The following is a 22,490-nucleotide window of genomic DNA, read 5'->3' on the forward strand; positions in this document are numbered from 1 at the left end:
GATCATGAAATTTTTCGACTGTCGTTTTGTTTTAATTTTCCTCATTAATAAATGAAAACAGAGACATAATTAATATCTATAGCAGGCGTGGCATTAGCAGGATAAGTTTTTTAAATCGACAGGGAACATATTGTGCGAGGCGGCTAAATCAGTGGATTGACTTTGTTTTTGCCAGTGGCATGATGCGCACGAAATCTGAACTTCCTCGCGGTTTTTAATCCATGACCACCTATACCCGGCCAGTGCTGCTGTTGCTCTGTGGCCTGCTTTTGTTGACCCTGGCGATCGCAGTGTTAAATACGCTCGTCCCGCTGTGGCTCGCCCATGAAAAATTACCGACCTGGCAGGTGGGTATGGTCAGCTCATCCTTTTTTACCGGGAACCTGCTGGGTACGCTGGTGACCGGGAGCCTGATCAAGCGCTTTGGCTTTAACCGCAGCTATTATCTGGCCTCGCTGATTTTCGCCGCCGGATGTGCGGGGCTGGGCCTGATGGTCGGCTTCTGGAGCTGGATGGCATGGCGCTTTATCGCCGGCGTTGGCTGCGCGATGATTTGGGTGGTCGTTGAAAGTGCGCTGATGTGCAGCGGCACCTCCCGCAACCGCGGACGCCTGCTGGCTGCCTACATGATGGTTTACTATGTCGGCACCGTGCTGGGACAACTGATGGTGAGCAAGCTGCCAACCGACCTGATGAGCGTTCTGCCGTGGGTAACGAGCATGGTGCTGGCCGCAATCCTGCCGCTGCTCTTTACGCGCATTGTGAACCAGAACAGTGAACACCAGGAAGCAACCCACGTCTGGCCCATGCTGAGACTGCGTCAGGCGCGTCTGGGCGTTAACGGCTGCATTATCTCGGGGATTGTACTGGGCTCGCTCTATGGCCTGATGCCGCTTTATCTGAACCATCAGGGCGTCAGCGACTCCGGAATTGGCTTCTGGATGGCGGTGATGGTGAGTGCAGGTATTGTTGGACAATGGCCAATAGGCCGTCTGGCTGATCGCTTTGGCCGTCTGCTGGTGCTGCGCGTTCAGGTCTTCGTGGTGATCATGGGATGCCTCGCCATGCTCAGCAATGCCGCGATGGCACCTGCGCTGTTTATTCTTGGGGCGGCAGGTTTCACGCTTTATCCGGTCGCGATGGCGTGGGCCTGTGAGAAAGTTGAACATCACCAGCTCGTGGCAATGAACCAGGCGCTGTTACTGAGCTATACCATCGGCAGCTTATTAGGGCCGACGTTTACCGCGATGCTGATGCAAAATTATTCCGACAATTTACTGTTTATCATGATCGCCAGCGTGTCGTTTATTTATCTCTTAATGCTGCTGCGTAAAGCGGGCGAACATCCAACGCCTGTGGCACACGCCTGATTAAATAAAAGCCTGTCATCGACAGGCTTTTTTGTCCCTGTCACATATAAGACTTTTACGTATTGTTTGTTTTTCCCGCCTGGCGATAATTCAAATGAGTTCTACCACTAAAAGGCAACAATCATGTCTATACGTCGTTTTTCCACTACCGCACTTGCCGTAGTGTTGTCTTTAACGTTTGCAACGGCTCCGGTCATGGCTAATCCTGGCAACGGGAACGGCGGTGGTCACGGAAACGGTGGCGGACAAGGTAATGGCGGCAATCATGGTAACGGGAATTCTGGTAACTCCGGTAACCATGGTAATAAGCAAAATAGCGGACAGGATAACCCTGGAAAATCGGATAAGAACTTCAAAAACAGCAAAGATGTCGGTAATGACGTTGATGCTCGCGTGAGCTTCGATCATGTCCGTCATCTGGCCGTGAATTACGGCTTAACGGGCTATAAGTCACTGCCCCCGGGGATCGCAAAAAACCTGGCGCGCGGTAAACCACTGCCTCCGGGTATTGCGAAGAAGGCCGTTCCGGCCTCAATGCTGGACCAGCTTCCTTCCTATCCCGGCTACGAATGGCGCGTAGTGGGTGACGACCTGGTCTTAATTGCGCTGAGTACTGCGATTGTGACTTCCGTTATTAACGGCGTCTTTAAATAGAATAAAAAAGGCCCGGTTCTCACCGGGCCTTTTCTTTAATACATCACTTTGTGACCGTACTGTTCAAGAATACCTTTGACGCGTTCCATCGTCTCTTTTTTCGGCGGCTTCACGCCATCAAGCTTGTACTCTTCACCCATGGCCACCCATTTATGTTTACCCAGCTCATGATAGGGCAGAAGCTCGATTTTCTCGACGTTGCCCATGTCGCGGGTAAATTCTCCCAGGCGGTGCGCGGAGTCGTCGTCATCTGACCAGCCAGGAACAACCACGTAGCGGATCCAGGTTTTGATGCCCTTGTCGGCAATGTATTTGGCAAACTCCAGCGTGCGGTGGTTGGAGACGCCCACCAGATTCTGGTGGATCTCATCATTCATCTGTTTGAGATCGAGCATCACCAGATCGGTCACTTCGAGCAGTTCATCAATCACCGGATCGTAGCGACGTACAAAGCCGTTGGTGTCGAGGCAGGTATGAATGCCTTCTTTATGGCAGGCGCGGAACCAGTCGCGGACAAACTCAGCCTGAAGAATGGCTTCACCGCCGGACGCGGTCACACCGCCGCCGGAGGCGTTCATAAAGTGGCGATAGGTCACCACCTCTTTCATCAGATCGTCGACGGTGACTTCTTTACCGCCGTGCGTGTCCCAGGTGTCACGGTTATGGCAGTACAGGCAGCGCATCAGGCAGCCCTGGAAAAAGGTGATAAAGCGGATACCCGGGCCATCGACGGTGCCACAGGATTCAAAGGAGTGAATACGACCAATAGTTGACATTGCGGTGATATCTCCATCATCGGCCCGTCCGGGGCCTGTGTATGCACAGCTCAAAGCCGGCTGTGTTAAGTCTGTTTTGGCTGTTATCCATTCAGTATAGATAGCGGACAAAAGAGACTGAGGTGGAGAGGGTGCTAAAAAGGCCCCACTGACGTGGAGCCTTTATTGTACGCTTGTTAACGCGTGATTTCAGTCAATTCCACTTACATGGACTGAGTGAAAGTACGGGTGATAACGTCCTGCTGCTGTTCTTTCGTCAGGGAGTTAAAACGTACTGCGTAGCCAGATACGCGGATGGTCAGCTGAGGATATTTCTCAGGATGTTCCATCGCGTCGAGCAGCATTTCACGGTTCATGACGTTCACGTTCAGGTGCTGACCACCTTCGATGGACGCTTCGTGGTGGAAGTAACCATCCATCAGACCCGCGAGGTTAGTTTTACGCACTTCGTCGTCTTTACCCAGCGCATTTGGCACGATAGAGAAGGTGTAAGAGATACCATCTTTCGCGTAAGCAAACGGCAGTTTAGCGACAGAAGTCAGAGAGGCAACCGCACCTTTCTGGTCACGACCGTGCATTGGGTTTGCACCTGGGCCGAATGGCGCGCCAGCACGACGACCGTCTGGGGTGTTACCGGTTTTCTTACCATACACAACGTTAGAGGTGATGGTCAGAACAGACTGAGTCGGGATAGCGTTACGGTAGGTAGTCAGTTTCTGAATTTTCTTCATGAAACGTTCTACCAGGTCAACCGCCATGTCATCAACGCGAGAATCGTTGTTACCAAACTGCGGATATTCGCCTTCGATTTCGAAGTCGATAGCCAGACCGTCTTCGTCACGAATTGGTTTAACTTTCGCATATTTGATTGCAGACAGGGAGTCAGCAGCAACGGACAGACCTGCGATACCACACGCCATGGTGCGGATAACGTCACGGTCGTGCAGCGCCATCAGAGAGGCTTCGTAGCTGTACTTGTCGTGCATGTAGTGGATAACGTTCAGCGCAGTGACGTACTGTTTCGCCAGCCAGTCCATGAAGTGGTCCATGCGTTCCATGACTTCGTCATAGTTCAGCACATCGCCTTTGATCGGCTCAGACTTAGGACCAACCTGCATTTTCAGTTTTTCATCAACGCCGCCGTTGATTGCGTACAGCATGGTTTTCGCCAGGTTTGCACGCGCACCGAAGAACTGCATTTGCTTACCAACAACCATTGGGCTTACGCAGCAAGCGATAGCGTAATCGTCGTTGTTGAAGTCCGGACGCATCAGGTCATCGTTCTCGTACTGCAGAGAAGAGGTGTCGATGGACACTTTAGCGGCGAATTTCTTGAAGTTCAGAGGCAGTTTTTCAGACCACAGAACGGTGATGTTCGGCTCCGGAGAAGGACCCATGGTGTACAGGGTGTTCAGGAAGCGGAAGCTGTTTTTGGTCACCAGAGTACGGCCGTCAACGCCCATACCGCCGATGGATTCAGTTGCCCAGATTGGGTCACCGGAGAACAGCTCATCGTATTCAGGGGTACGCAGGAAGCGAACCATACGCAGTTTCATGACCAGGTGGTCAATCATTTCCTGAGCGTCTTGCTCGGTGATTTTGCCTGCTTTCAGGTCACGTTCGATATAGGCATCCAGGAAGGTGGATACACGACCGAAGGACATTGCTGCGCCGTTCTGAGATTTAACTGCGGCCAGGTAGCCGAAGTAGGTCCACTGGATAGCTTCCTGAGCGTTGGTAGCAGGACCAGAGATATCGCAGCCGTATTTAGCCGCCATCTCTTTGATCTGACCCAGCGCGCGGTGCTGTTCAGCGATTTCTTCACGCAGACGGATAGTCGCTTCCAGGTTTACGCCGTTTTCCAGATCGGACTGCAGGGAAACAAACTGCGCGTACTTGTCTTTCATCAGGAAGTCGATACCGTACAGCGCAACGCGACGGTAGTCACCGATGATACGGCCACGGCCATATGCATCTGGCAGACCAGTCAGAACGCCAGATTTACGGCAGTTCAGAATGTCTTTGGTGTAAACATCGAATACGCCCTGGTTGTGGGTTTTGCGGTATTCGGTGAAGATTTTTTTCAGCATTGGGTCCAGCTCGCGGTTATACGCTTTGCAGGAACCTTCAACCATTTTAATACCACCGAACGGGATGATTGCGCGTTTCAGTGGTGCTTCAGTCTGCAGACCAACGATTTTCTCAAGGGCTTTGTTGATATAGCCAGCATCGTGAGAAGTGATGGTGGAAGCAACGGAGGTGTCAAAATCAACTGGCGCGTGAGTGCGGTTTTCCAGTTTAACGCCTTCCATTACGCTGTCCCACAGCTTGGTGGTCGCGTCAGTTGCGCCAGCCAGGAAGGATTCGTCACCTTCATACGGGGTATAGTTTTTCTGAATGAAGTCACGTACGTTTACTTCATTCTGCCAGTCACCTTTCGCAAAACCTTCCCAGGCTGTGGCTAACTTTTCATTAAGCTCGGACATGTAACACCTACCTTCTTAAGTGGATTTTTTATTTACTGCCTGAGAAAACCATCAATGATGATCGTCGCCACGCAGGTAAATGACCCAGTATGTCAACCCAACTAACAGACCCCCACCGATAATGTTCCCGATAGTGACAGGGATCAGGTTATCAGTAATGAAATTCATAATAGTCAGGTGAGAGAAACTTTCCGGGGATGAACCAACTGCGGTCCAGAACTCCGGGCTCGCAAAGTCGCGGATAACAATGCCCATTGGGATCATGAACATATTCGCGATACTGTGCTCAAAGCCGCTGGCAACGAACATCGCAACCGGCAGAACCATAATTAAGGCTTTGTCCATCAGGCTACGACCCGAGTAGCTCATCCATACAGCCAGGCAGACCATCAGGTTCGCGAGGATGCCGAGAGCAACGGCTTCGATAAATGTGTGGTGCATTTTGTGGTCGGCAGTTTGCAGGACGTTAAGGCCCCAACCACCGTTGGCGGTCATGTACTCGCCAGAAAGCCACATCAACAAAACAAAGAGCAGACAGCCAACCAGGTTACCCACGTAAACATTAAGCCAGTTACGTGCCAGCTGACCCCAGGTAATTCTTCCGCTCGCCTTTGCCACGACAATCAGCACCGTTGAGGTGAAGAGGTCGGCGCCGCAAATAACGCAAAGAATCAGACCCAGTGAGAAACAAATGCCGCCAATCAGTTTGGCCATGCCGAAAGGCATTCCGGCAGTACCGGTAGTGGCGGTGATGTAGAAGACGAAAGCGATAGAGATGAACACACCAGCCGTGATCGCCAGATAGAACGTCTTCATCGGGTGTTTCGTTGCTTTATAGACACCTGCTTCTTCGGCAACTTTGGCCATCGCAGCAGGGAGTAAAAGATCAAAAGGGTTGTCAGCTTTCACACTAACTCTCTCTTTATTAAGTCGGCGACGAGATACTAACAAAGCATTATAGAAGAGAAATTGATATAGATCATATCTCGCCTGGCTTATAGGCCCGCAATGTGTATGGATTTACAGCGAATGCGGAGTAAGTATTTGATTATCCGTATAAAAATAAATTTTAAAAGTTATGAAAAGAGTTGAATTTTTTCGTTCGGCCACCTCTTTATCAGTTAATTAATATGGAGTATTAACCATAAAAAGTAACAGTAAAGCCCAGATCAATATTATTATATTTACCCGTGTTTAACTTTATTATTACAATCAACAATCATTGCCGAAGGAAATAAAAAAAGGGGCAATGAAATTGCCCCGTAATATAGCCCAGACGATTGAATAGGCCTACTGCTGGTAATGTTATGTGCGCTTATTTTGACCAGTAAGCGGCTTTTGCTTTCTGCAGCTTTTCGTAGGCCTTCAGCAGCGACTGATGCGCCGGGAAGGCTTTCAGATCGCTATCAACAGCCTGCAGGCCATAGAACGGCGCTTCGCCGCTCAGGGCTGCGCTGGCTGCTTCAACGGCCTCAGCGCCGTACATACGCACGAAAGCATTCAGATATTGCAGCGGTTCGCGATCCTCTTCCTGTGCAAGCAGCAGCAGGGTTTGCAGGCAGCGGTAATAGTTGGTGCGCTCGGCAGAGAAGACCGACTGGTTGAACTCCATGGTCCACTCGGTCCAGGCCAGGGCCTGATCCAGATCGCCGCCCGCCAGGGCCAGCATCGCTTTCAACTCACCGATGCGCAGGGTGTACCAGCCGTTGTCTTTACCGGTCGCCAAGCCCAGGAGTTCGCGTATGCGGGTGAAATCATCATGGCCTTCTTCGTCCAGCTGGGCGATCAGGTTCAGATAATCTTCTTTCTCCCATTCGCTGCCCGGCAGAGCCAGCAGCGTTTCTCGCAGATGCGCGCCCATGCTGTTGTTTGCCAGCCACAGGTCCTCCGCCGGATAGATATCAGACATGCCAGGCACGATGATGCGGCACGCGTAAACGCCAAGATGCTCGTAGTCGGCAATGTACACTTCCTGGTCTTCCGCGTTAAAGATCGCCATCAGCGTCGCGAACTCTTCTTCCGTGGTACCGGCAAAGCTCCAGTCCACGAACGGATAGTCCGCGTCCTGCTTGAACATATCCCAGGAAATTAAGCCGCTGGAATCGATGAAGTGGGTTTCGAGGTTGGTATGCTCGGCCACTTCTTCATCGTCAAACGTTGGCGGCGTAAACACGTCGAGATCTTTCAGGCTACGGCCCTGAAGCAGTTCGGTAACGGTACGCTCCAGCGCCACGCCGAAGTCCGGGTGCGCGCCGAAGGAGGCGAAGCAGGTGCCGTTGGTCGGGTTAAACAGCACGACGCAGATCACTGGATACTTGCCGCCCAGCGAGCCGTCATACGCAAAGATCGGGAAACCTTCTGCTTCCAGCTTGGCGATGGATTCCACCACGCCCGGGTAGCGCGCCAGCACCTCTGCCGGAATTTCAGGCAGGCTGATGGCTTCGGCAATAATGCGGTTTTTGATATGACGCTCGAAGACTTCAGACAGCCCCTGCACGCGCGCTTCATTGCGGGTGTTACCGGCGGACATGCCGTTAGACACATACAGGTTGCCGACGATGTTCATCGGGATATAGACGGTCTGCTCGTCAGACTGACGGGTAAACGGCAGGGCGCAAATACCGCGATCGTCGTTACCGGACTGCAGATCGATCAGCATGCTGGCGGTCAGTTCGTTTTCCGGATCGTAGAAGGCACGCAGGCGCGCGTCGAGAATTCCTTCCGGCAGTTCATCGTCTTCGGTCAGCGGGAACCATTTTTCGTTCGGATAGTGAACGAACGGGCCGTTGGCGATGGTTTCGCCCAGCCAGAAGTCAGCAAAGAAATAGTTGGTGGACAGACGCTCAAAATACTCACCCAGCGCGGAGGCCAGTGCCGCTTTTTTTGTCGCGCCTTTACCGTTGGTAAAGCACAGGGCACAGTCTTTATCGCGAATATGCACAGACCAGACATGCGGCACCGGATTGAGCCAGGAGGCTTCTTCGATGTTAAAACCCAGGTCGGTCAGTTTCTGCTGGAAGCGAGCGATGGAATCTTCCAGAGCGGCGTCTTTGCCGGGGATAAACGTTTGAGTCATGGCGTTCACTTTTATCGTACGTAAAGCGCGCAATGATACGGGTTTTGCGTGACGGGTGCTATCTCCGGCGAAAATAAAAGACTGGGCTATGCTTATTGTCAGTAACTCACTGTTAAGGCATAGAAAAATGAAAGCATTCGATCTCCAGCGGATGGCGTTTGATAAAGTCCCTCCTGAATTTTTAGGCGAAGTGGCGCTGCGTAGTCTGTATACCTTCGTTCTGGTCTTCCTGTTTCTTAAAATCACCGGTCGTCGCGGCGTGCGGCAGATGTCGCTTTTTGAAGTGTTGATCATCCTGACGCTGGGTTCCGCGGCGGGGGATGTCGCCTTCTATGATGATGTGCCGATGGTGCCGGTATTTATCGTTTTTGTCTCCCTGGCGCTGCTTTACCGCCTTGTCATGTGGCTGATGTCGAAAAGTGAAAAGCTGGAAGATCTGCTTGAAGGGAAGCCGGTCGTTATCGTCGAGGACGGTCAGCTGGCCTGGGAAAATGTGCAAAGTGCCAATATGACCGAGTTTGAGTTTTTTATGGAGCTACGCCTCAACAGCGTGGAACAGCTCGGGCAGGTGCGTCTGGCGATCATGGAGACCAACGGGCAGATCAGCGTCTATTACTATTCTGACGATGAGGTGAGGCCGGGACTGTGCATCCTGCCGGATATGCTGGTCGAGCGTTTCAGAACCGTACCTGAGTCAGGCGAGTATGCCTGCGTGAGATGTAGCCATGTCGTCGCGATGCAGCCGGGGGATCGTCGATTATGCCCCCGCTGTGCAAATCCGGAATGGACGAAGGTTAGCCGGGCTAAACGCAACACCTGACAGCCATTTTGTCGGTTTTGTCCTGGCGAGGCGGCAGATTGTTTTGTGTGACGCGGGGCACATTTCACGGGTCATAAGTTTTAGACATTGCGGCGCGTGTCACTGAATGATAAAACCGATATCCACAGTTATAACTTATGGCTTTTAGCGTGGTGAGGGGAAATGGCTCAAGTCTTTAATTTCAGTTCAGGTCCGGCAATGTTACCGGCAGACGTGCTTAAACAGGCTCAACAGGAACTTTGTGACTGGAACGGTCTGGGAACGTCGGTGATGGAAATCAGCCACCGGGGTAAAGAGTTTATTCAGGTGGCGGAAGAGGCAGAAAAGGATTTTCGCGATCTGCTGAATATTCCCTCGAACTACAAAGTATTGTTCTGTCACGGCGGCGGGCGCGGCCAGTTTGCAGGCGTACCGCTAAACATCCTGGGCGATAAAACGACGGCAGACTACGTTGACGCAGGCTACTGGGCGGCCAGTGCGGTGAAAGAAGCGCACAAATACTGCACGCCGAATGTGATTGACGCCAAAGTGACCGTTGACGGCCTGCGCGCCGTGAAGCCAATGAGCGAATGGCAGCTTTCTGATAACGCAGCGTATCTGCACTATTGCCCGAACGAAACCATTGATGGGATTGCCATCGACGAGACGCCGAACTTCGGTAAAGACGTCGTGGTTGCCGCTGACTTCTCCTCCACCATTCTTTCTGCACCAATTGACGTCAGCCGTTATGGCGTGATCTACGCGGGCGCGCAGAAAAATATCGGCCCTGCAGGCCTGACGATTGTTATCGTGCGTGAAGACCTGCTGGGTAAAGCGCATACATCGTGCCCGTCCATTCTTGATTACACCGTGCTGAACGACAACGATTCTATGTTCAACACCCCACCGACGTTTGCCTGGTACCTCTCCGGCCTGGTCTTCAAATGGCTGAAGCAAAACGGCGGCGTGGCGCAGATGGACAAAGTGAATCAACAGAAAGCCGAACTGCTGTATGGCGTGATCGACAAGAGCGATTTCTACCGCAACGACGTGGCGAAAGCTAACCGTTCCCGCATGAACGTGCCGTTCCAGCTGGCGGACAGCAACCTGGATAAAGTGTTCCTGGAAGAGTCCTTCGCGGCCGGCCTGCACGCGCTGAAAGGTCACCGTGTCGTGGGCGGCATGCGTGCCTCCATCTATAACGCGATGCCGCTGGAAGGCGTTAAAGCGCTGACCGATTTCATGATCGACTTCGAACGTCGCCACGGTTAATCGCGCTGTTTTCACCCCCGTAGCCCTGCTGCGGGGTTTTTATTATGTTGAGTTGAGAGTTAAGTTTTCATGGAATCCCTGACGTTACAACCTATCGCGCGGGTAGATGGCACCATTAATCTGCCTGGTTCAAAAAGTGTCTCGAACCGCGCTCTGCTGCTGGCAGCACTGGCAAACGGCACCACCGTCCTTACAAACCTGCTGGACAGCGATGACGTGCGCCATATGCTCAATGCGCTGAAAGCGTTGGGCGTTCATTACACTCTCTCCGACGATCGTACCCGCTGCGAAGTGACCGGCAACGGCGGCTCGCTGCAGACGTGTGAAGAGCTTGAGCTGTTTCTGGGCAACGCGGGTACCGCGATGCGTCCGCTGGCGGCGGCCCTGTGTCTGGGGCGCAACAACATTGTGCTGACCGGCGAGCCGCGCATGAAAGAGCGTCCGATTGGCCATCTGGTGGATGCCCTGCGTCAGGGCGGCGCGCAGATCGAGTATCTGGAGCAGGAAAACTATCCGCCACTGCGTCTGCGCGGGGGCTTTACCGGCGGTCACGTCGAGGTTGACGGCAGCGTCTCCAGCCAGTTCCTGACCGCACTGCTGATGACCGCGCCGCTGGCGCCGCAGGATACGGTTATCACGATTAAAGGCGAGCTGGTCTCCAAACCGTATATTGATATCACGCTGCACCTGATGAAAACCTTCGGCGTTGAGGTGGAAAACCAGTCTTATCAGCGTTTTGTCGTGCGTGGGGCGCAGCAGTACCAGTCTCCGGGCAGCTATCTTGTTGAAGGCGACGCCTCGTCGGCATCTTACTTCCTGGCTGCAGGCGCGATCAAAGGCGGTACCGTGAAGGTGACCGGTATTGGCCGCAACAGCGTGCAGGGTGACATTCGTTTTGCGGACGTGCTGGAAAAAATGGGCGCGGTTGTGACCTGGGGTGATGACTTCATTTCCTGTACCCACGGCGAGCTGAAGGCCATCGACATGGACATGAACCATATTCCGGACGCGGCGATGACCATTGCCACGGCGGCGCTGTTTGCAAAAGGCACCACCACGCTGCGTAACATCTACAACTGGCGCGTAAAAGAGACTGACCGTCTGTTTGCGATGGCGACCGAACTGCGTAAGGTCGGTGCTGAGGTGGAAGAGGGCGAAGACTACATTCGCGTCACGCCTCCTGCAAAACTGCAGGTTGCCGAGATCGGCACCTACAACGATCACCGTATGGCGATGTGCTTCTCGCTGGTGGCACTGTCCGACACGCCTGTGACCATTCTCGATCCGAAATGTACGGCGAAAACGTTCCCGGACTACTTTGAACAGCTGGCACGCATTAGCACGCCGGCCTGATGACTTTTGCCGCATCACCTGATGCGGCATTTCCTTACGCTTCCTGACGAACACTTCCGTTCATTTCTTCTACACTCTGCTTCAATCAATCCGTAATTTGCACGCAAAGGTAACAGTTGCGCACGTTGACGCGTATAATGCGCGGCGTTCATGTAAACGGTATGCCTTATTTAAGGAGAAAAAGATGACGGCAATTGCCCCGGTAATCACCATTGACGGGCCGAGTGGCGCAGGGAAAGGGACTCTGTGCAAAGCGATGGCGGAAGCATTGCAATGGCATCTTTTAGATTCGGGAGCAATCTATCGCGTGCTGGCCCTGGCTGCGCTGCATCATCATGTGGACGTGGCGTCAGAAGAAGCGCTGGTTCCGCTGGCTGCGCATCTTGATGTGCGTTTCGTGTCGACCAATGGCAACCTGGAAGTCATCCTTGAAGGGGAAGACGTGAGCGGGGAAATCCGTACTCAGGAAGTGGCGAATGCGGCCTCTCAGGTAGCGGCCTTCCCGCGCGTTCGTGAGGCGCTGTTACGTCGTCAGCGCGCGTTCCGTGAAGCACCGGGTTTGATCGCGGACGGACGCGATATGGGAACCGTGGTATTCCCTGATGCACCTGTGAAAATTTTCCTTGACGCCTCTTCGGAAGAACGCGCTCAACGCCGCATGCTTCAGTTGCAGGAAAAGGGGTTTAGTGTTAACTTTGATCGCCTTTTATCCGAGATAAAAGAGCGCGATGACCGCGATCGTAACCGCGCCGTCGCCCCACTTGTTCCAGCAGAAGATGCATTAGTTCTGGATTCAACCAGTTTAACTATTGAGCAAGTGATTGAAAAAGCGCTACAATATGCGCGCCAAAAACTGGCACTCGCGTAATCGCGACCGATTTAGCAGTACCCCCGCTGCAAGGGATTGACGGCGGGTATGTGAAACAACCCCATCCGGCATGGAGCCAGGTGGACGTTAATATTAACCTGAAGATTAAACATGACTGAATCTTTTGCTCAACTGTTTGAAGAATCCTTAAAAGAAATCGAAACCCGCCCGGGTTCCATCGTTCGCGGTGTTGTTGTTGCTATCGACAAAGACGTAGTACTGGTTGACGCCGGTCTGAAATCTGAGTCCGCCATTCCGGCAGAGCAGTTCAAAAACGCCCAGGGCGAGCTGGAAATCCAGGTTGGCGACGAAGTTGACGTTGCTCTGGACGCAGTAGAAGACGGCTTCGGTGAAACCCTGCTTTCTCGTGAGAAAGCGAAACGTCACGAAGCATGGATCACGCTGGAAAAAGCTTACGAAGAAGCTGAAACTGTGGTCGGTGTTATCAACGGCAAAGTTAAAGGTGGCTTCACTGTTGAGCTGAATGGTATTCGTGCGTTCCTGCCAGGTTCTCTGGTAGACGTTCGTCCAGTTCGTGACACCCTGCACCTGGAAGGCAAAGAGCTTGAGTTCAAAGTAATCAAGCTGGACCAGAAGCGTAACAACGTTGTTGTTTCCCGTCGTGCCGTTATCGAATCCGAAAACAGCGCAGAACGCGATCAGCTGCTGGAAAACCTGCAGGAAGGCATGGAAGTCAAAGGTATCGTTAAGAACCTCACTGACTACGGCGCATTCGTTGACCTGGGCGGCGTTGATGGCCTGCTGCACATCACCGACATGGCGTGGAAACGCGTTAAGCACCCAAGCGAAATCGTGAACGTGGGCGACGAAATCACTGTTAAAGTGCTGAAGTTCGACCGCGAGCGTACTCGTGTATCCCTCGGCCTGAAACAGCTGGGCGAAGATCCATGGGTAGCTATCGCTAAGCGTTACCCAGAAGGGACTAAACTGACTGGTCGCGTAACCAACCTGACTGACTACGGCTGCTTCGTTGAAATCGAAGAAGGCGTTGAAGGTCTGGTGCACGTTTCCGAAATGGACTGGACCAACAAAAACATCCACCCATCCAAAGTTGTTAACGTTGGTGATGTAGTGGAAGTGATGGTTCTGGATATCGACGAAGAACGTCGTCGTATCTCCCTGGGCCTGAAGCAGTGCAAAAACAACCCATGGCAGCAGTTCGCGGAAACCCACAACAAGGGCGACCGTGTTGAAGGTAAAATCAAGTCTATCACTGACTTCGGTATCTTCATCGGCCTGGACGGCGGCATCGATGGCCTGGTTCACCTGTCTGACATCTCCTGGAACGTTGCAGGCGAAGAAGCAGTTCGTGAATACAAAAAAGGCGACGAAATCGCTGCAGTTGTTCTGCAGGTTGACGCAGAGCGTGAGCGTATCTCCCTGGGCGTTAAACAGCTCGCAGAAGATCCGTTCAACAACTGGGTTGCACTGAACAAGAAAGGCGCAATCGTAAACGGTAAAGTCACTGCAGTTGACGCGAAAGGCGCAACCGTAGAACTGGCTGACGGCGTTGAAGGTTACCTGCGCGCTTCTGAAGCTTCCCGTGACCGCGTTGAAGATGCCACTCTGGTTCTGAACGTAGGCGACGACGTTGAAGCTAAGTTCACCGGTGTTGACCGTAAGAACCGTGCAATCAGCCTGTCTGTTCGTGCTAAAGACGAAGCTGATGAGAAAGATGCAATCGCAACTGTTAACAAACAGGAAGATGCAAACTTCTCTAACAACGCAATGGCTGAAGCTTTCAAAGCAGCTAAAGGCGAGTAATATCAGGTTCTCAGCATCATTTGCGCTGTAACGCATTTACAGCGCGAAGGATGAGGAGCAAACTTGACAGATTACAGGATTCGTCCTGTAATCAATAACAAAGGGCGGCTACGGCCGCCCTTGTTTAATGAGCTGTTCAGCTAATTGGTTTGAAAGGAACCGGAGGAATCATGACCAAGTCAGAATTGATTGAAAGACTTGCCAGTCAGCAACCGCATATCCCTGCCAAGGCAGTGGAAGATGCCGTAAAAGAGATGCTGGAGCATATGGCCTCCACTCTTGCCCAGGGCGAGCGCATTGAAATCCGCGGTTTCGGTAGTTTTTCTCTGCACTATCGTGCTCCACGTACCGGGCGTAACCCGAAAACTGGCGATAAAGTCGAGCTGGAAGGTAAGTACGTTCCACACTTTAAGCCGGGTAAAGAACTGCGCGATCGCGCCAATATTTACGGCAACTGAGTTTAGCCAGCCGGTTAAACTGGGTTCGAAAGAAAGCACCTGCGGGTGCTTTTTTTGTCGCTGTCGCTTTCTTTCTGAAGGTGCCCCGCATTTTCCGTTTCGTTTTCTGCAACCCGTTAAATACCTTGCTGCGCTTGCCGTAAATCGTATTCTTCACGCCTGACGACCGCTCAGCCTGCTTGCATACTGCCACCCTGAAACAGGGAGGTAGCAATGGGAATTCCCGCGCTTAGCATCTGCGCCATTCTGGCGATAGTTCCGTTACTCTGGCTACCTGAACTGCCTTCCCCCAACACCGTGTGGGTAATGATGGCTGGCGGGCTAGCGCTTGCTGCATGGCAAAACAGTCGACTGAAGTATGCGGGTATGACGCTGTTATTTTGTGCCTGGGGCATTTTGGCCGCGCAGGAGAGCGTCTGGCCGATGCAGCATTTAACAACGGGGGCCGTGCAGGCTGAGATAGAGCTCACCGCGACCGACGGCGCCACTCAACATCAGGGAAGCATTCTAAGCGTCAATGGCAAGCGCTGGTGGGCCTCTACCGGCGTAACGCTGTATGGCAATTATCTGCCGCAAAAGGCGTGTGCAGGGCAGCGCTGGAGCGTGACGCTCAGGCTCAGGCCTGCACACGGCGAACTCAACGACGGCGGTTATGATGCTCAGCGCAGCGCTTTTGCCCGACATCAAACGCTGAGCGGGCGCTTCACCCGTGCGGAGATCGTCGACGGGCGCTGCAGCCTGCGAGCGCAATATCTGATGTCGCTGCAAAACCGACTTTCAGCTTACCGATGGGGAGCGGTTATCCTGGGGCTTGGGATGGGAGAACGCCTGGAAGTACCCCGTGAAATAAAAGACCTGATGCGGGAAACCGGCACGCTGCATCTGATGGCGATTTCGGGTCTGCATATCGCGCTGGCAGCCTCTCTCGTCTGGTTACTTGCACGTGGACTCCAGTTCTTATTACCCAGCCACCGCGTCCACTGGCAAATGCCTCTCCTTGCCGGGTTGTTCTTTGCTGCTTTCTACGCCTGGCTTACCGGTCTGCAACCGCCTGCGCTGAGGACGATCATCGCCCTTGCGGTGCTTGCTCTGTTGCGGATTACTGGCCGTCAATGGTCTCCCTGGCAGGTTTGGAGCTGCTGCATCGCGGCGATACTGATTAACGATCCCCTGGCCGTACTTTCGCAGAGTCTGGCTCTGTCAGCCTTTGCCGTCGCCGCGCTGATTTTCTGGTTTCAGTGGCTGCCTCTTCCCGACTGGAATTGGACACGACGGATGCGGCCGCTACTGAACCTGATTTATCTGCAGGTCGGGATGTTGCTGCTGCTCATGCCGTTACAGGTTCTGATTTTCCATGGCTTCAGCCTCTCATCCCTGGTCGCGAATCTCTTTGCCGTGCCCCTGGTAACGTTTGTCTCCGTCCCGCTGATCCTGCTCGGTATGCTGCTCCATTTGCTACCGCTGGCTGCGGTAGAAAGTGCCATCTGGTTTGCCGCCGATAAGTCGCTTGCGGGACTCTTCTGGCTACTGATGCGCCTGCCTGATGGCTGGCAGACTGTCGACCAGCGCTGGCAAGCCCTGGCATTACTGCCGTGGTTGAGTATTATTGCCTGGCGTTTTCGTGCCTGGAAAACCGTTCCTGCCGTTTGTCTTGCAGGCAGTGTCCTGCTGACATTTCCCCTTTGGCGAGCGGAAAAAAGCGAGAGCTGGACGCTGCATATGCTGGACGTGGGGCAGGGGCTGTCCATGGTGATTGAAAGGCAGGGAAAAGCCATTCTCTTTGATACCGGGCTCGCCTGGCCGGGCGGAGACAGCGCGCAGCGGTTAATTATTCCCTGGCTTCGCTGGCATCACCTACGGCCAGAAGGAGTCATTCTCAGTCATGAACACCTCGACCATGCAGGAGGCCTCGCGTCGTTGCAAAAAGCATGGCCGGATATATGGGTAAGAAGTCCGTTACGCAGGACGGGGCACCGCCCTTGTTTTCGTGGGCAAAAATGGGAATGGCAGGGATTAACCTTCACCGTCCACTGGCCTCCTGAAAATTACCCGGCCCAGGGGAATAACCATTCCTGTGTGGTAAAGGTGGACGATGGGGAGCAAAGCGTTCTGCTAACAGGGGACATTGAAGTGCAGGCGGAACAGGCTATGCTTAGCCATTACTGGCGTCATCTGAGGGCCACGCTCATACAGGTCCCCCATCATGGCAGCAATACCTCGTCTTCATTGCCGCTGGTACAGCGGGTGGAAGGACAAATCGCCCTGGATTCTGCGGCCCGCTATAACGCATGGCATTTCCCGTCGGCAAAAGTCGTTCGACGTTATCGAAAAGAGGGGTATATCTGGCACGATACCCCTCATTCAGGACAAATATCGGTGACATTCTCGCAACATCACTGGCAAATCCGGCGCTTGCGAGAGCAAATTTTACCACGTTGGTATCATCAGTGGTTTGGCGCGCCCGTCGATAACGGGTAGAATATGCGGCTATTTCAACAATGCTGGTTTTTTGAATGCATAACGACAAAGATCTCTCCACGTGGCAAACGTTCCGCCGACTCTGGCCGATGATTGCCCCTTTTAAAGCAGGCTTGATCGTGGCGGGTGTAGCGTTAATCCTCAACGCAGCCAGCGATACCTTTATGCTATCGCTTCTCAAACCGTTACTGGACGACGGTTTTGGTAAAACGGATCGCTCAGTGCTGCTATGGATGCCTCTGGTGGTTATCGGACTGATGATCTTACGCGGTATCACCAGCTATATCTCCAGCTACTGCATTTCCTGGGTATCCGGGAAAGTGGTGATGACCATGCGCCGTCGGCTGTTCAGTCACATGATGGGCATGCCGGTTGCGTTCTTTGACAAGCAGTCAACCGGGACGCTGCTGTCGCGGATCACCTACGACTCCGAGCAGGTTGCCTCTTCCTCTTCCAGCGCGCTGATTACCGTTGTGCGCGAGGGCGCGTCGATTATCGGCCTGTTCGTGATGATGTTCTACTACAGCTGGCAGCTGTCGCTCATCCTTATCGTTCTGGCACCTGTGGTTTCTATTGCTATCCGCGTCGTCTCAAAACGCTTCCGTAATATCAGCAAGAATATGCAGAATACGATGGGGCAGGTGACTACCAGCGCAGAGCAGATGCTGAAAGGGCATAAAGAAGTGCTGATTTTTGGTGGTCAGGACGTTGAAACGAAACGCTTTGATAAAGTGAGCAACAAAATGCGTCTGCAGGGGATGAAAATGGTCTCGGCCTCTTCTATCTCCGACCCGATTATTCAGCTGATCGCCTCACTGGCGCTGGCGTTCGTTCTTTATGCGGCAAGCTTCCCGAGCGTCATGGAGACGCTGACGGCGGGTACCATCACCGTGGTCTTCTCCTCAATGATCGCCCTGATGCGTCCGCTGAAATCACTGACAAACGTCAACGCCCAGTTCCAGCGTGGGATGGCGGCCTGTCAGACCCTGTTCAGCATTCTGGATTCCGAACAGGAAAAAGACGAAGGCAAACGCGTCATTGAGCGCGCGAACGGCGACGTTGAGTTCCGCAATGTGACCTTTACCTATCCTGGCCGCGAAACACCGGCTCTGCGCAATATCAACCTGACCATTCCGGCGGGGAAAACCGTTGCGCTGGTAGGCCGTTCCGGCTCGGGTAAATCGACCATTGCCAGCCTGATCACCCGTTTCTACGACATTGACGAAGGTGAAATTCTGTTAGACGGTCACGATCTGCGGGAGTATACCCTGCAGTCGCTCCGTAACCAGGTGGCGCTGGTCTCCCAGAACGTGCACCTGTTCAACGATACCGTGGCAAACAATATTGCTTATGCACGCACTGAAGAGTACAGCCGCGAGCAGATTGAGAACGCCGCACGTATGGCCTACGCGATGGACTTTATCAACAAGATGGATAACGGTCTGGATACCATCATTGGCGAGAACGGTGTACTGCTCTCCGGTGGGCAGCGTCAGCGTATCGCCATTGCCCGAGCGCTGCTGCGCGACAGCCCGATACTGATCCTGGACGAAGCGACCTCTGCGCTGGATACGGAATCTGAACGCGCGATTCAGTCGGCGCTGGATGAGCTACAAAAGAACCGCACCTCGCTGGTGATTGCGCACCGTCTGTCGACTATCGAGCAGGCTGATGAAATCGTCGTGGTTGAGGATGGGGTCATTGTTGAACGCGGAAGCCATGCTGATCTGCTGGAACACCGCGGTGTTTACGCTCAGCTTCATAAGATGCAGTTCGGCGAATGATTGCACGCATCTGGTCCGGTGAATCCCCGCTGTGGCTGCTGCTTTTGCCGCTCTCCTGGCTCTACGGCCTGGTGAGCGGCATTATCCGTCTGCTTTATCGTCTTGGGGTGAAGCGGGCCTGGCGCGCGCCGGTGCCCGTTGTGGTTGTCGGTAATCTTACGGCGGGCGGCAACGGCAAAACGCCGGTGGTGATCTGGCTGGTGGAGCAGTTGCAAAAGCGCGGTATACGCCCGGGCGTGGTATCGCGGGGATATGGTGGTAAAGCGGCGCATTACCCGCTGGTGCTGACGGCGGAAACCACGACGGCTGAAGCGGGTGATGAACCGGTATTGATTTTCCAGCGTACTGGCGTACCGGTCGCGGTCTCCCCGGTGCGCAGCGATGCCGTTCAGGCACTGCTTGCCGAACATGCGGTACAGATCATTATCACTGACGATGGCCTGCAGCATTATGCCCTGGCGCGAGATAAAGAGATTGTGGTCATCGACGGGGTTCGCCGTTTTGGGAACGGCTGGTGGTTACCTGCCGGACCCATGCGCGAACGCGCTTCGCGTCTGAAGTCCGTTGATGCGGTGATCCTGAACGGTGGTGAGGCGAAAACGGGTGAAATCCCGATGCACCTGCAGCCGGGTCTGGCAATCAACCTGGTGACGGGTGAACGCCGGTCGGTTTCAGAGTTGCCTTCACTGGTAGCGATGGCGGGCATTGGTCATCCGCCGCGCTTCTTCGCGACGCTGGAACAGTGTGGTGCCCGGCTTGAAAAACGCGTTCCGCTGGCCGACCACCAGGCGCTGGTGGAAGGGCAGGTAGACGCCCTGACCGTACCCGGGCAGTCTCTGATCATGACCGAAAAAGATGCGGTGAAATGCCGCGCCTTTGCGAAAGATAACTGGTGGTATCTGCCGGTTGACGCCGAACTCAGCGGTGAGCAGCCGGAACATTTGCTCAAGGAACTGATTGCGTTGGTGCACTAAAGGCTTACGCGGTTCTGGTGGCGCTTTGACTGACAGGAAAACGCATGTCTTTACCGCAACTCTCGCTCTCAGCCGCACGTAATCTCCACCTTGCCGCGCAGGGGCTGCTCAAAAAGCCCCGCCGCCGCGCGCAGCCTGCCGATATTCTCTCTACCGTACAGCGCATGTCGCTACTCCAGATCGACACCATTAATATTGTGGCACGTAGCCCTTACCTGGTGCTGTTCAGCCGCCTGGGGAGCTATCCTTCTCAGTGGCTGGATGAGGCGCTCAGCAAGGGGGAGTTGATGGAGTACTGGGCGCACGAAGCCTGCTTCCTTCCCCGCAGCGATTTTGCCCTTGTGCGTCACCGTATGCTTGCGCCGGAAAAGATGGGCTGGAAATACCGGCAGGCGTGGATGCAGGAACATGCGGCTGAAATAGAGCAGCTCATCGCGCATATTCAGGAAAACGGTCCTGTACGCTCCGCCGATTTTGAACACCCGCGCAAAGGTACAAGCGGCTGGTGGGAGTGGAAGCCGCACAAGCGTCATCTCGAAGGCCTGTTTACCTCAGGCAAAGTCATGGTGATTGAGCGGCGTAATTTTCAGCGCGTCTACGACCTCACGCATCGCGTGATGCCCCACTGGGACGACGAGCGCGACCTGCTTACCCAGGAGGCGGCCGAGGCCATTATGCTGGAGAACAGCGCCCGTAGTCTGGGGATTTTTCGCACGCAATGGCTGGCAGATTACTATCGCCTGCGCCAGCCCGCGCTGAAACCGCTGCTGGACACGTGGCAACGCGAACAGCGCGTCATTCCCGTTACCGTGGAAACGCTGGGCGAAATGTGGCTACATGCGGATCTCCTCCCGCTATTGCCTCAGGCCCTGGAGGGGAAACTGCAGGCGACCCACAGCGCGGTATTGTCGCCTTTCGACCCGGTCGTCTGGGACAGAAAACGCGCCGAGCAGCTCTTTGATTTCAGCTACCGGCTGGAATGTTATACCCCGGCCCCAAAGCGCCAGTATGGCTACTTTGTTTTACCGCTCCTGCATAAGGGGCAGCTGGTCGGGCGCATGGATGCCAAAATGCACCGCAAGACCGGCACGCTTGAAATCATTGCGCTTTATTTGCAAGAGGGCGTCAGGGTGACGGCGAGCCTGGAAAAAGGGTTAACGTCCGCCATTAGCGAATTCGCGCGCTGGCAGGGGGCCGACGACGTGACGCTGGGCCGGGTACCTGACGGATTGTTTACATCCTGTCGAAGTGGCTGGGAAACAGGCACGCCCTGAAAAAGGAATGTGTTAAGCTTTAGCGATTACCCATACGGAGGAACTATGGATCACCGTTTACTTGAAATTATTGCCTGCCCGGTATGCAACGGCAAACTCTACTACAGCCAGGACAAACAAGAGCTCATTTGCAAGCTGGACAGCCTGGCTTTCCCGCTGCGCGACGGTATTCCTGTATTGCTGGAAAACGAAGCCCGTTCCCTGGTGGCAGAAGAGAGCAAACCATGAGTTTTGTTGTCATTATTCCTGCGCGTTATGCCTCAACGCGTCTGCCGGGTAAGCCGCTGGTGGATATCAACGGCAAGCCGATGATTGTGCATGTCCTTGAGCGTGCGCGTGAATCCGGTGCTGACCGCGTGATTGTTGCCACCGATCATCCGGATGTCGCTCGTGCGGTTGAGGCGGCAGGCGGTGAGGTATGCATGACCCGCGCCGATCACCAGTCCGGCACCGAGCGTCTGGCAGAAGTGGTTGAGAAATGCGGTTTCAGTGATGATACGGTTATCGTAAACGTGCAGGGTGACGAGCCGATGATCCCCGCTGTCATTATCCGTCAGGTGGCCGAAAACCTGGCGCAGCGTCAGGTCGGAATGGCCACGCTGGCGGTACCCATTCATCATGCAGAAGAAGCTTTCAACCCGAATGCGGTGAAGGTCGTCATGGATGCGGAAGGCTATGCGCTCTATTTCTCCCGTGCCACGATCCCGTGGGATCGCGATCGCTTTGCGCTTTCTAAAGAGACCATCGGTGATACCTTCCTGCGTCATATTGGGATCTACGGCTATCGCGCCGGCTTTATTCGCCGCTATGTGGCCTGGGCCCCGAGTCCGCTGGAGCATATCGAAATGCTGGAGCAGCTCCGCGTGCTCTGGTACGGCGAGAAAATTCACGTTGCCGTTGCTGAGGAAGTCCCCGGCACGGGCGTAGACACCCCTGAAGATCTTGAGCGCGTTCGCGCTGAATTGCGTTAATCTTACCGGCATCTCTCCGTTGGGAGAGATGCACTCTCCGGTTTATTTTTCACTTTCTTTTTCCTGATTGATCTCTTCCGGGTGACATCTTCATTAAGGACGCTCATTATAA

General features: G+C 53.9%; 18 protein-coding genes. 14 read left to right on the forward strand and 4 right to left on the reverse strand.

Annotated elements, in window-relative coordinates; translation table 11 throughout:
• The first annotated feature begins 221 nt into the window (after positions 1-221).
• Together BFV67_RS07150 and BFV67_RS07155 are read left to right on the forward strand one after the other, a co-directional pair.
• Positions 222-1,370 carry an MFS transporter gene (locus tag BFV67_RS07150; protein WP_069598071.1) on the forward strand — a complete coding sequence of 383 codons (1,149 nt, stop codon included), beginning with the start codon at positions 222-224 and terminating at the stop codon, positions 1,368-1,370.
• 123 nt (positions 1,371-1,493) lie between these two features.
• On the forward strand, positions 1,494-2,024 hold the full coding sequence (locus BFV67_RS07155) for an anti-virulence regulator CigR family protein (RefSeq protein ID WP_023292887.1): 531 nt from the start codon (positions 1,494-1,496) through the stop codon (positions 2,022-2,024).
• A 35-nt stretch (positions 2,025-2,059) separates the two neighbouring features.
• Here BFV67_RS07155 and pflA read toward each other — a convergent pair whose 3' ends face one another.
• From pflA to ycaO, 4 genes are all read right to left on the reverse strand, one after another.
• Positions 2,060-2,800, reverse strand: coding sequence for a pyruvate formate lyase 1-activating protein (pflA, locus tag BFV67_RS07160; protein WP_008499976.1), 741 nt, complete (start codon positions 2,798-2,800; stop codon positions 2,060-2,062).
• 203 nt (positions 2,801-3,003) lie between these two features.
• On the reverse strand, positions 3,004-5,286 hold the full coding sequence (pflB, locus tag BFV67_RS07165; RefSeq protein ID WP_008499975.1) for a formate C-acetyltransferase: 2,283 nt from the start codon (positions 5,284-5,286) through the stop codon (positions 3,004-3,006).
• Positions 5,287-5,337: 51 nt separating this feature from the next.
• Positions 5,338-6,195 carry a formate transporter FocA gene (focA, locus tag BFV67_RS24145; RefSeq protein ID WP_008499974.1) on the reverse strand — a complete coding sequence of 286 codons (858 nt, stop codon included), beginning with the start codon at positions 6,193-6,195 and terminating at the stop codon, positions 5,338-5,340.
• Positions 6,196-6,601: 406 nt separating this feature from the next.
• Complete coding sequence (ycaO, locus tag BFV67_RS07175) at positions 6,602-8,362, reverse strand: 30S ribosomal protein S12 methylthiotransferase accessory factor YcaO (RefSeq protein ID WP_162274158.1); 1,761 nt, start codon at positions 8,360-8,362, stop codon at positions 6,602-6,604.
• A gap of 127 nt (positions 8,363-8,489) precedes the next feature.
• On the opposite strand from ycaO, the gene BFV67_RS07180 reads away from it, so the two are divergent.
• From BFV67_RS07180 to kdsB, 12 genes are all read left to right on the forward strand, one after another.
• Positions 8,490-9,182 carry a DUF421 domain-containing protein gene (locus tag BFV67_RS07180; protein WP_069598073.1) on the forward strand — a complete coding sequence of 231 codons (693 nt, stop codon included), beginning with the start codon at positions 8,490-8,492 and terminating at the stop codon, positions 9,180-9,182.
• 162 nt (positions 9,183-9,344) lie between these two features.
• Positions 9,345-10,433: a 3-phosphoserine/phosphohydroxythreonine transaminase gene (serC, locus tag BFV67_RS07185; RefSeq protein WP_021240877.1), complete on the forward strand. Its 1,089-nt coding sequence runs from the start codon at positions 9,345-9,347 to the stop codon at positions 10,431-10,433.
• A 69-nt stretch (positions 10,434-10,502) separates the two neighbouring features.
• Positions 10,503-11,786, forward strand: coding sequence for a 3-phosphoshikimate 1-carboxyvinyltransferase (gene aroA / locus BFV67_RS07190; RefSeq protein ID WP_069598074.1), 1,284 nt, complete (start codon positions 10,503-10,505; stop codon positions 11,784-11,786).
• A gap of 184 nt (positions 11,787-11,970) precedes the next feature.
• Positions 11,971-12,654, forward strand: a complete 684-nt coding sequence (cmk, locus tag BFV67_RS07195; RefSeq protein ID WP_008499967.1) for a (d)CMP kinase — start codon at positions 11,971-11,973, stop codon at positions 12,652-12,654.
• Positions 12,655-12,765: 111 nt separating this feature from the next.
• A complete protein-coding gene (gene rpsA / locus BFV67_RS07200; RefSeq protein WP_008499966.1) occupies positions 12,766-14,439 on the forward strand; it encodes a 30S ribosomal protein S1 in 1,674 nt (557 codons plus the stop codon).
• A 170-nt stretch (positions 14,440-14,609) separates the two neighbouring features.
• Positions 14,610-14,897, forward strand: coding sequence for an integration host factor subunit beta (gene ihfB / locus BFV67_RS07205; RefSeq protein WP_008499965.1), 288 nt, complete (start codon positions 14,610-14,612; stop codon positions 14,895-14,897).
• 213 nt (positions 14,898-15,110) lie between these two features.
• A complete protein-coding gene (locus tag BFV67_RS07210; protein WP_069598075.1) occupies positions 15,111-17,375 on the forward strand; it encodes a ComEC family protein in 2,265 nt (754 codons plus the stop codon).
• A 35-nt stretch (positions 17,376-17,410) separates the two neighbouring features.
• The gene (gene msbA / locus BFV67_RS07215) at positions 17,411-19,159 is read left to right on the forward strand and encodes a lipid A ABC transporter ATP-binding protein/permease MsbA (RefSeq protein WP_008499963.1); all 1,749 of its coding nucleotides are present in this window, start codon (positions 17,411-17,413) and stop codon (positions 19,157-19,159) included.
• Entirely contained in the window at positions 19,156-20,133 is a 978-nt protein-coding gene (lpxK, locus tag BFV67_RS07220) for a tetraacyldisaccharide 4'-kinase (protein ID WP_069598076.1), read from the forward strand. Before msbA ends, lpxK begins: the two co-directional genes overlap by 4 nt.
• A 44-nt stretch (positions 20,134-20,177) precedes the next feature.
• Complete coding sequence (locus BFV67_RS07225; RefSeq protein WP_069598077.1) at positions 20,178-21,407, forward strand: winged helix-turn-helix domain-containing protein; 1,230 nt, start codon at positions 20,178-20,180, stop codon at positions 21,405-21,407.
• A 45-nt stretch (positions 21,408-21,452) separates the two neighbouring features.
• On the forward strand, positions 21,453-21,635 hold the full coding sequence (ycaR, locus tag BFV67_RS07230) for a protein YcaR (protein ID WP_006174474.1): 183 nt from the start codon (positions 21,453-21,455) through the stop codon (positions 21,633-21,635).
• Positions 21,632-22,378 carry a 3-deoxy-manno-octulosonate cytidylyltransferase gene (gene kdsB, locus BFV67_RS07235; RefSeq protein WP_008499959.1) on the forward strand — a complete coding sequence of 249 codons (747 nt, stop codon included), beginning with the start codon at positions 21,632-21,634 and terminating at the stop codon, positions 22,376-22,378. The genes ycaR and kdsB overlap by 4 nt, the downstream gene beginning before the upstream one ends.
• The last annotated feature ends 112 nt before the right edge of the window (positions 22,379-22,490 follow it).

This window comes from Enterobacter roggenkampii (assembly GCF_001729805.1).
In the GTDB taxonomy this organism is placed as follows: domain Bacteria; phylum Pseudomonadota; class Gammaproteobacteria; order Enterobacterales; family Enterobacteriaceae; genus Enterobacter; species Enterobacter roggenkampii.